The sequence below is a fragment of the Candidatus Electrothrix sp. genome, from assembly GCF_052785085.1.
Window position 1 is genome coordinate 21653 of record NZ_JALAAI010000038.1, and the last position, 7768, is coordinate 29420.

Below are 7768 nucleotides of genomic sequence, written 5' to 3' on the forward strand. Positions count from 1 at the left end.
AGGGAGGGGTGGATGTTATCATGTTTTTTAAAAAGGAGCTTGACTGTGAAACGAACGAGTATACTGATTTTAGCGTCTGTTTTTTTCTTCCTGACTGTTTTCACTGTTTTCACTGTTGTTTCGGCGAGTGCCGCAGCCAGCGTTGGTGTGGTTAATCTCCAGAAAGTCCTGGATACATCCAGTGCCGGAGTTGCTGCCAAGAAGAAGATGGAGGTCAAGATGAAAGAGTTAAAAGCCTCTCTTGATAAAGAAAAAAAAGCACTGGTGGCCTTGCAAAAGGATATGCAGAAAAAAGTCGATGTCTGGAATGAATCAACAAAAAAAGAAAAAGCACTTGAGCTGCAACGGAAGAAGCGTGATTTCAGAGTGAAGCAGGATGATGCAAACCTGGAAATGAGGAATTTGCAGGAAAAATATCTGGCTCCGATCATGAAAAAACTGGAAGTGGTTGTCCAGGAAGTGGCCAAGGACAAAGGGGTTTCTGTTATTATCCCCAATACTGCTGTGCTCTATCACGACAAAAGTGTTGATATGACTAATGAGATCACAGCGGCCTTGAATAAGAAGTAAAATAAGTCTCCTGTCCCCAGACTCTTTGAGATGACACCCCATGAATTTTTAAAATATATTCCAGCCACCAATTGTGGGGAATGCGGCTATGCTGCCTGCCTCGCCTTTGCTGTTGCTGTGACCAAGGGCGGTGTTTCTCCAAACCTTTGTCCTTATATTGAAAAAGATACGCTTCCTCCTGAATTGGGTTCTGTAAAGAGCGAAGCTGGTCTGGATCATGTGGAACATGGGCAGGATGAGCGGGATATGGCCTTGGTTGCTCATCTGAAATCCAAAATACAGTCGGTTGATTTTTCCCGGCTCAGTCAACGTCTGGGAACGGATTGGTCAGCAGATACTCCTGAGCAGCTCAGGTTTAACTACCTTGGTTGCCTGGTTCGTTTAGGACGGGATAAGGTGGTGATGGACGGGGAGGAGCTTGTGGATCCCAGGGATCAGATCTTGCTCTATAATTATGTTGCATTCGGCGGTAATGCTGGCAGTGATGTTGGCAATATTACGGATGAGGCGGGCAGCAGTGCAGCTTGTTCAGAAGCAAGGCTCCCCAAAGATAACAAAGATAAAGATACTTGGGTGGGTATGGAAAGTCTGCCCAATTCCATTGCCAAGATCCGTACCCTGGCAACCTATTGTGAAGCAAGGCTGGCAGAACACTTTGCCGGCCGTGTTGAGATGTTGAGTCAGGTCTGCGAAAAGATCAGAGCAGAAACAGCTCAGGATGAACAGACCCAGAGCGCAGATTTTGCCGCAATTCTTCCGGTCCTTCCCCATGTCCCGCTGTATCTTTTATTTTGGGATCAGGATCTGGAGGACGGCTTTGAGGCCCGGGTAAAAATTTTGTTTGATCAGCATGTGATGGACTATCTTGATTTGGAATCCCTGGTTTTTGCCGCCGAACGGATGGCAGAACGCCTCCTCCAACTGGACAGGGAGTTGGATAGTTGAAGAACAAGGGAAAAGACATGCAGGCCCAGGTAGGACGTTTTGCCGAGACCCGGATTCTGGTGATCGGTGATGTGATTTTGGATCAGTTTATCTGGGGCAATGTTTCCCGGATCTCTCCCGAGGCCCCAGTACCCGTGGTCAATGTGACTCAGGAAGAACTCCTGCTCGGTGGCAGCGCTAATGTCCTGCGCAATATTATTTCTCTGGGTGGTTCCTGTGCCCTGTGCGGTATTATTGGGGATGATCCTATGGGAGATGAGTTACTTGCCTTGATGGAGCAGGTAAAAGCTCCTGTGGATGGCCTGATTAAAGGAGAACGACCCACCACCATCAAGACCAGAGTGGTGGCCCAGGGACAGCAGGTTGTTCGTTATGACCGGGAAAAGGCTGGAGTACCTGGTGCAGCGACTTTGGAGCGTATGCTCCAGTATCTGGACGCACATCTTGCGGATTTTGATGCTGTGGTTGTTTCAGATTATGCCAAAGGGGTTGTCAACGAGCAGCTGATGACCCATTTGCATCGGTTACTGAAGGATGTGCGTCGTTCCACTGGCAGGCCCATCCCTTTGATTGTTGATCCTAAGCCGGAAAACCTCCATCGTTTTATCGGCGCAACCGTTATTACTCCGAATAATTTTGAGGCATCCCGTGTCAGTGGTATGGATATCCGGGATAAAGAAACCCTGCTGGCCGCAGCACGTCAGATTCAGGAAGATATTTCCTGTGGTGCTGTTTTGATTACCCGTGGTGAGGCTGGTATGGCCTTGCTGGAAGAGGAAAGCGACAGACTGATTACTATTCCGACCATGGCCCAGGAGGTCTTTGATGTGACCGGAGCAGGGGATACGGTTGCTGCTACCTTGGCCCTTGGTCTGGCCGCAGGCTGCTCAATGACTGATGCAGCTGTGTTGGCGAATTATGCAGCTGGTATTGTGGTGGGCAAGATTGGGACAGCTTCAGTGAGCTGTGACGAACTGCTCAACGCATTTTCTTGATTTCTCCTTTCTGTGTTACCTATCAACTGGTTGGGTAACCGTACTTTTTTTTTACAAATATATGCGTCCACGTAGTATGACCGGTTTTGGTCGCGGTGAATCCGGCACTGCTGAACAGGCTTGGGTTGTGGAAATCCGAACTGTTAACCATCGTTTTCTTGATCAACGGGTCTTGTTGCCCCCAGCCTTTACCGCCTTAGAAGAACGGATCAAGAAGACCGTTGCACAGCAACAGGAACGCGGTCGGGTTGATATTTCTGTGACCCTGCGTGGTGAATCTGTCAGCGGTTCTCGTTTGCATCTTGATTTGGATTTGGCCCGCCAATACCATGCCTGTTTAGAAAAGATGAATACCGAGCTGGGGTTGGAAACAGAGATCCAGCTTGCTGATATGTTGACCCAGCGGAATCTGATTACGGTGCAGGAGCAGAATCCGGATATTGACGAGGAATGGCCTCAGCTCAAAGAAGCCCTGCTTGCAGCCCTTGCTGATTGTGCTGGTATGCGGGAGAGAGAGGGTGGTAGCCTGAAACAAGATCTCTTGCAACGACTGGATAATTTTGCCACTTTGGTGCAAAAAATTGAGGGTATGATCCCCGAAGTACTTGCCCGGCGTCAGGAGGAGCTGAAGGGTCGGGTGAATAAAATGCTTGAAGGGATGGATATTGATCCTGTGCGTCTGGCCCAGGAAACAGCAATTATGGCAGATAAGGCTGATGTAACTGAGGAGGTAGTTCGATTGGCCAGTCATATTGATCAGTTTCGTGGTTTTATGGAAAGCGACGAATCAGTGGGCCGACGCCTTGATTTTCTTTTGCAGGAATTCCTGCGTGAAGTCAATACGCTGGCATCTAAGATTTCCAATTCGGCTATTGCCCACCTTGGCGTTGAAATGAAGAACGAGATTGAAAAATTGCGTGAGCAGGTTCAGAACATTGAATAACGTACAATGCGTGTTGAGTGAGTATTTTTTTATGAACATCGGAGTAAAGAGACAATAATGGACAACAGGCTTGTTAATGTTGGCTTTGGGAATTCCATAAAAATCAGTCGGATTTTAGCTGTCGTGAATCCCGGTTCTTCACCGATCAGGAAGCTGAAGGAAGAGGCCCGGCAGGAGCAGCGACTCATTGATGTCACAGAGGGGCGGCGGACCCGTGGCATCGTGATTCTGGATAGTGGCCATCTGGTTCTTTCTTCTGTGCAGCCAGAAACCATTAATCAGCGAATGGCAGCCTTGGATAGGGAACACAGCGGTTTAGGGATGTTACAAAAATGCAGTCAGGAAGGAGAGAAAAATGGCTGAGGGTATTCTTTTGGTTATCTCTGCACCTTCTGGTTGTGGGAAGACCACGATCCTGAAACAGCTCATGGAAAAGATATCCGGGCTGGAGTTTTCCGTGTCTCATACGACCCGTCAACCACGGGTAGGAGAAGTCAATGGGGTTGATTATCATTTTGTCAGTCAGGAAGAGTTTCTCGCCCTTCGTGATCAGCAGCCCTCGGGTTTTTTGGAATGGGCTGAGGTGCATGGTAATTTTTATGGGACTGCCCGTCAGGAAGTGGATGCCTTGTTAGCTGCGAGCAAGGATGTGATCCTTGATATTGATATCCAGGGTGCTGAACAGGTCAGGAAGAATGCTGATCCTGTGACGGTCTTTATTAATCCACCGACCTTGGCTGAGCTGGAACGACGCCTTCGGGGACGTGGAACCGAGAGTGAGGAAAGTTTATCTGTTCGCCTTGCCAATGCAGAAAAGGAAATGGCAGCAGCAAAGAACTACCGTTATTTGATCGTCAATGATGAGCTGGGGCAGGCTGTTCGTGATTTGCAGGCCATTATTGCCGCAGAACGACGTCGCCGGAATACACCCCAGGTGAACAGAACCGTTGCACGCACCTGATTTTTTTTTCACACTATCAGAACTTCCCCCCTTTTCCGTTCACTTGTTGAATAATTATGGTTGCATCGCATGAAAAGACTGCTTGGTCTGGCAAAAAGAAAAAGCATCAGGAACATCAATCCTCTTCAGAGGAGGAAACAGATGATTTACTCTGGGGAATCAATGCGGTGCATGAGGCTTTACGGAGAAATGCCCGGAGCCTGAGTGAGCTGCTGGTGCAGAAAGGGAAGGCCGGGCCAAAGGTCCAGGAAATTATTGATCTTGCCCGTCAGCATAAGCTCAAGGTGCGTTTTGTGGATGCAGAACGCCTGCCTGTGCCCCGTAATTGCCGACATCAGGGAGTCGTGGCCCGCCAGACTGAAACTGAGCTTCTGTCTTTAGAGGAGTTGGTGGACCAGACTGTGGCTGATAATGGGCGGGTTCTGATCTTGGATTCCATTCAGGACCCCCGTAATCTTGGCTCTATTCTTCGCTCTGCCTTGGCAGCAGGTTTTCAGAGTATTATCCTTACCCGTGAACGGAGTGCCCCTCTCACCGGAACCGTGGCCCGTGCCTCTGCTGGTGCTCTTGCCCATCTTCGTATTGCCCAGGCAGTGAATCTGGTTGCAGCTTTGGAATTGCTCAAAGAGCAGGGGTTTTGGATGTATGGCTCTGTGGCTGAGCAAGAGGTTCCTTCCATCTATAAAACGGATTTTAGCGGACAGCTGGGTTTGGTTATTGGCAGTGAAGGCAAGGGGATTCGTCCTTTGGTGCGCAAGCATTGTGATCAGCTGGTGACTATTCCTATGGCTGGTGATTTTGATTCACTGAATGCCTCGGTTGCTGCTGCTTTGATTATGTTTGAGGTGGTTCGGCAGGGCGAAGTTACGTAGATACTCACTCCCTACTCTGCGGGGAGGGACAACAAATCATAACAGTTTCAATAGTTCAATGAACAAAGAAAGAACAAAAGAAATAATTGAACTGGTCCAGCCCTTTGGTACCCGCTATCTCAACGAGGAATTGATAGCCTGCTCAATACGTTTATGCATTGCATTGGGTAAGAATCGTAAGTTGTTAATCACTCGTGGAAAGAAAGAGATTTGGGCTGCTTCCATTGTGTATGTGATAGCCCGAGCAAATTTTCTTTTTGATAAGGAAAATGAAAACTTCCTGACCGCTGATGTGATATGTGATTTTTTCGGTACCAACAAAACAACGACAGCTAATAAGGCCACTGTTATTGAAAAAACGCTGAATATTTCTCTTGCTGACAAGAAGTTCTGCACCAACGAGATTATCGAGTCCCTTTCCTTTGTCGTGACCAAGGGGGGCTTTCTTCTTCCGAAAAAAGAAGTGGAGACCAAGATTGAGTCCTTGGTTGACGAAGTCGTTTATGAAATGGCGGACGAAGAGGAATCCAGGGAAATTGAGCAGTTCATGGCTGAAAAGAAAAAGCAGGAAGAAGCAGCTGCTCAGGCCAAAAAAGAACGTCGGGCTGAAATAAATCAAGAGATTGCTGAAAAGAAGAGGAAGAAAAAGGAAGAAGAACAGGTCAAGAAACATGGACAACAACTCAAGCTTTGGTGATGTTGTTTAAGGTTTAAGGAGGACTATACTTCTTACGTGTTGAAGAATAAGCTCTTATTGGCTGGTATAACGACAATAAAATATGATAAAGGAAAATCAAAGCGGGCTAACCGTCCATCAGACTATTCGGAAAATAGACAGTCCGCTTTCGTTTATTCAAGCGGACCTACCCGACTCAGATCGTTCGGCGATCTGAAGGTATAGGTTAGTGATTGGCCCTCTGCTCAGAAATATTATAAGCAGGCGTTAGCTCTCTCTGAAAGTATTTAACGGCCAGAAGGCATTGCCGAACTCCATCAGGCCCAAGGAGAATTTCAGCAGGCAGCGGAATATTGGCAAAAGGCCGCAGATAAATACCACGATCTCTCTATGCCCTTGCGAGCCGAGCACTGTCTGGAAGCAATTGCGCAAACTGAAGGAACAGGAGTAAGTACGGGCGGTTCGCAAACCACCCCTCTACGTTCGCAATCAGCATTCGGACATACAAAACGACAACCCGGACGTTCTGAACGAGCTTTTGGACATACAAAACGAGATGTTGGATGTTCAGAATGAGTCCCTGGATGTTCTTAATGAGGTTTCGGATATATAAAACCTCATCTGGGACGTTCTGAACGAGCTTTTGGATGTACAAGAGCTCGTCCCGGACGTACAGAACGAGCTCTTGTATGTACAAAGGCTTATCCCGGATGTTCCGAACGATATTTTAGACATTCGAAACGTCGTTCTGCATATCCAAAAGGAGATCATGGATATCCCAAATCTCTGTTCGGATATTTGCCAGGAAGTTGCGGGTAAAAATACCCAGAGCCAGCTATGCCAGCCCAAGGATCAGGAATAAGAAACGGACAAACCATCACTATGTTCTGCCGTCGCTCTCCCGGCTGGATGCGGAAATCGTTTTCTACAACTGCTCGGAAAACACCTCCTCCAGAGTGGAAGCTGTCAGTATCCGTTCCGACCAGGTTTCCAGCATTGCGGAAGAAGCCTGTCGCAACCGTTCCTCGGCCCAGCCAGGCAACTGACCGAATCGCCTGCGTAGCAGTCGGAGCAACAATCGGATTTCTCCTTCAAGCCGCCCTTCCTGCCGTCCTTCTTGACGTCCCTGATCAAAATATTTTTTCAGAAATGAATTTCATGGTGTCACCTCCTGGAACAGCCTGGTCAAGGGCTGTACGCAGTGTTTTTTCATCCACCTTGTCTGTACCTTCGGTGAGGTAGTACAGCAGAGTAAACATGATTTCGCGACCGTTTTCATCAGTCAGCAGTGTCTTTGCCTGAACCAGCAGATCCGGCAGTCGTTCCACCAGATCGGGGCGGAAGATGTATTTGAGCAGGAGCAGCAGAGTCCGGGCAGCAGTTTCACCGCTGATTTCCTGGTCATCGCTCCGGGCCACGTCATGCAACACAGGTGAGAACTCCGGCAGATGTTGCAACAAAACCTGATCCTGTATACTGAAGAGCGAGTGAAAATTCAGGGGATACGGCCAAGGCCGTCCACCGTGGTACAGAATCATCGGATACAGCAGCGGCAGCGTAACCGTTCAGATCCCTCTCATTTTTTTACGCAGCAAGAGGCAGAGGAGGCACATCCAGCCCCTGGCGCCGAGCCGTGATAACCTCAGCGAGATATTTCCACGGACAGGCGTTGCGCTTCTTACACGTATCAATCACGCTCGCAAGTATGGCGAACACATGACTGCCTTGGCCATTACGGGTACCGTGGCTTAATTTGCGCGCAATAACCCAATGACGTAGTGCTTGCTCCGCCTCATTATTGGTCAG

The 7768-nt window shown here is 48.4% G+C and carries 10 protein-coding genes and 1 pseudogene; 8 read left to right on the forward strand and 3 right to left on the reverse strand.

Features of this window, described 5'->3' with window-relative positions; genetic code table 11:
• Positions 1-45 precede the first annotated feature (45 nt).
• The 8 genes from L2082_RS08145 (at position 46) to L2082_RS08180 (ending at position 5983) form a co-directional block, all read left to right on the forward strand.
• On the forward strand, positions 46-570 hold the full coding sequence (locus L2082_RS08145; RefSeq protein ID WP_446011077.1) for an OmpH family outer membrane protein: 525 nt from the start codon (positions 46-48) through the stop codon (positions 568-570).
• Positions 571-600: 30 nt separating this feature from the next.
• Complete coding sequence (locus L2082_RS08150) at positions 601-1515, forward strand: DUF3786 domain-containing protein (RefSeq protein ID WP_446011076.1); 915 nt, start codon at positions 601-603, stop codon at positions 1513-1515.
• Positions 1512-2510, forward strand: a complete 999-nt coding sequence (gene rfaE1, locus L2082_RS08155) for a D-glycero-beta-D-manno-heptose-7-phosphate kinase (RefSeq protein ID WP_446011075.1) — start codon at positions 1512-1514, stop codon at positions 2508-2510. Before L2082_RS08150 ends, rfaE1 begins: the two co-directional genes overlap by 4 nt.
• Before the next feature lie 61 nt (positions 2511-2571).
• Positions 2572-3453, forward strand: coding sequence for a YicC/YloC family endoribonuclease (locus tag L2082_RS08160; RefSeq protein WP_446011610.1), 882 nt, complete (start codon positions 2572-2574; stop codon positions 3451-3453).
• 57 nt (positions 3454-3510) lie between these two features.
• Positions 3511-3816, forward strand: coding sequence for a DUF370 domain-containing protein (locus L2082_RS08165; protein ID WP_446010915.1), 306 nt, complete (start codon positions 3511-3513; stop codon positions 3814-3816).
• Positions 3809-4414, forward strand: coding sequence for a guanylate kinase (gmk, locus tag L2082_RS08170; protein WP_446010914.1), 606 nt, complete (start codon positions 3809-3811; stop codon positions 4412-4414). The genes L2082_RS08165 and gmk overlap by 8 nt, the downstream gene beginning before the upstream one ends.
• A 56-nt stretch (positions 4415-4470) precedes the next feature.
• The gene (gene rlmB, locus L2082_RS08175; protein WP_446010913.1) at positions 4471-5286 is read left to right on the forward strand and encodes a 23S rRNA (guanosine(2251)-2'-O)-methyltransferase RlmB; all 816 of its coding nucleotides are present in this window, start codon (positions 4471-4473) and stop codon (positions 5284-5286) included.
• 58 nt (positions 5287-5344) lie between these two features.
• Positions 5345-5983, forward strand: a complete 639-nt coding sequence (locus L2082_RS08180) for a DUF6398 domain-containing protein (protein WP_446010912.1) — start codon at positions 5345-5347, stop codon at positions 5981-5983.
• 904 nt (positions 5984-6887) lie between these two features.
• Here the strand turns inward: L2082_RS08180 and L2082_RS08185 are convergent.
• The 3 genes and pseudogenes from L2082_RS08185 to L2082_RS08195 all read right to left on the reverse strand — a co-directional run.
• Positions 6888-7109 carry a DUF4351 domain-containing protein gene (locus tag L2082_RS08185; protein ID WP_446010917.1) on the reverse strand — a complete coding sequence of 74 codons (222 nt, stop codon included), beginning with the start codon at positions 7107-7109 and terminating at the stop codon, positions 6888-6890.
• Positions 7093-7518, reverse strand: coding sequence for an Rpn family recombination-promoting nuclease/putative transposase (locus tag L2082_RS08190; RefSeq protein WP_446011611.1), 426 nt, complete (start codon positions 7516-7518; stop codon positions 7093-7095). The genes L2082_RS08185 and L2082_RS08190 overlap by 17 nt, the downstream gene beginning before the upstream one ends.
• Before the next feature lie 28 nt (positions 7519-7546).
• Positions 7547-7768, reverse strand: a pseudogene (locus tag L2082_RS08195) (IS66 family transposase); the annotation flags it as partial.

What these genes read in the sequence shown, in the direction of transcription:
- L2082_RS08150 (WP_446011076.1), top strand. Translation starts at nt 601, where the DNA reads ATGACACCCCATGAATTTTTAAAATATATTCCAGCCACCAATTGTGGG.
- L2082_RS08160 (WP_446011610.1), top strand. Translation starts at nt 2,572, where the DNA reads ATGCGTCCACGTAGTATGACCGGTTTTGGTCGCGGTGAATCCGGCACT.
- L2082_RS08165 (WP_446010915.1), top strand. Translation starts at nt 3,511, where the DNA reads ATGGACAACAGGCTTGTTAATGTTGGCTTTGGGAATTCCATAAAAATC.
- gmk (WP_446010914.1), top strand. Translation starts at nt 3,809, where the DNA reads ATGGCTGAGGGTATTCTTTTGGTTATCTCTGCACCTTCTGGTTGTGGG.
- rlmB (WP_446010913.1), top strand. Translation starts at nt 4,471, where the DNA reads ATGGTTGCATCGCATGAAAAGACTGCTTGGTCTGGCAAAAAGAAAAAG.
- L2082_RS08180 (WP_446010912.1), top strand. Translation starts at nt 5,345, where the DNA reads ATGAACAAAGAAAGAACAAAAGAAATAATTGAACTGGTCCAGCCCTTT.